This window comes from Halorubrum sp. SP9, assembly GCF_005435015.1.
Lineage (GTDB): Archaea > Halobacteriota > Halobacteria > Halobacteriales > Haloferacaceae > Halorubrum > Halorubrum sodomense.
Genome location: NZ_SGXU01000075.1, coordinates 740 through 2,278 on the forward strand (window position 1 = coordinate 740; position 1,539 = coordinate 2,278).

At 53.9% G+C, this 1,539-nt stretch carries 1 protein-coding gene; it reads right to left on the reverse strand.

Features of this window, described 5'->3' with window-relative positions:
- Positions 1-1,539 (reverse strand): BREX-5 system adenine-specific DNA-methyltransferase PglX (pglX, locus tag EXE45_RS16315; RefSeq protein ID WP_369333765.1); only part of this gene is annotated, 1,539 nt, incomplete at both ends.

Consider the following 1,539-nt stretch of genomic DNA (forward strand, 5'->3'; position numbering starts at 1 on the left):
CCCGCGGTTCGGACTGTCGCATTATCGAGGATGTCAATGCCGTATTCAGTGAGGAAGTCAAACGAACCACGGCCGCCGATGAAGTCCTCACGGAAGTCTTGGAAGGATTTGAGGAACATGAAAGAGCGTGGTACTAGCATTCCGACGCGTCCTTCCGTTCGAACGAGCCGATCAGACGCTTCAAAGAAATTGATGTAGTATTCTGTGGTATAGTCGTAGTGTTCCTCAACATACTCCTGTACATTATCAGGCATCCGACCACGTGACCCGTACGGCGGGTTCATGAGAGCGATGTCGTAGTCTTGGGTCAAGACCACGAGCAGGTTCAGGAAGCTTCGAAGGTTCTGCTCTCCGAAGGAATCTGATGTACGCTCCTCAACGGCTTCCTCAAGTCGTCGAACGAACTCGTTGAGTGTCTTCGGCGCGTCGCCACCCCACTCCAAGACATCTGACTGTCCAGTTTCGAACTCATCCTCAAGCGTGCCCTGAACATCAAGGAGACTGCCGAGAGCTTCGGTGTGCTGGAATTCGTGAATAATGTTGTTAAGAGCCTCTCGGACGCCAGTTCCTTCACCTGTAATCTCATCAAGGACGTCGATCGCCTCTTCGACCTCGGCAACACGAGCATCAGCACAGACAATCCCAAGGTTCGGCATTTCGAAATCCCCATTATCTTCGGCTTCGGCGCGTGTTCGGGCTTTCAGATAGAGGTTGAAAGCGGAGAGTTGGCAGGAGCGTAAGTCAATGTCGACGCCGTAGAGGTTGTGTTTGAGAATTTTTGCGGGGATCTCACCTCGGCTAAGGTCCGTTTCGGCCCACCAGATGCGCTCAAGAATATCGAAGGCGTAGAGGAGAAAGTGTCCGCTACCACAGGCAGGGTCGATTACACGCAGGTCTCGCGGATGCCCGAACTCGGGTGCATCGTGGTCGTCTTCGTCCGGAAGGAGGTAGGTACAGAGTTCTGGTACGCTTGGAGAATCCTCAGGGGTAACGAGGCGTTCTTTTCGCTCTTCGGGTGTTAGGGACTCAGGGCCTGGGACGGCATCTTCTTGATTTGTGGACTCGAGGTAGAGCTTCCCGAGCGAGTTGTCGGCAAGCATTCGTACGACCCAGTGCGGCGTATAGAACTGATTTGCTGGGCCGACGTCTTCAGGCTCTAAGGTGTTCTTCGCGTCAAGCGCCTCCACGACAGGACGGTTGTAGTATTCGTAAATCCAGCCGAGAACGTCATCAGCCCGCCAGACTTCGTCCGGTATCTCGTCAAGCATCCCGCAGAGTTCCTCAAAGGTATCGTCATCGGGATTGACCTGACTGTAGGCCGAGTCACGGTCGAACAGGATCTCGATCTCCTCAGCTAATCGATCGCAAGCGTCGTGATACGCCTGAATGATGGCTTCGTCTTCGAGTAAGAACTCCTCGTGAACGAGCGTCTCAGCGGCAGGCGTCAGGCCGTTGTCCTTGAAGACGGTAACTTCCTCGTTGATGAAGTCCCGTACCTCCATACAACGAAGCGCTGCCAGACGATTGACGATTGTGTAT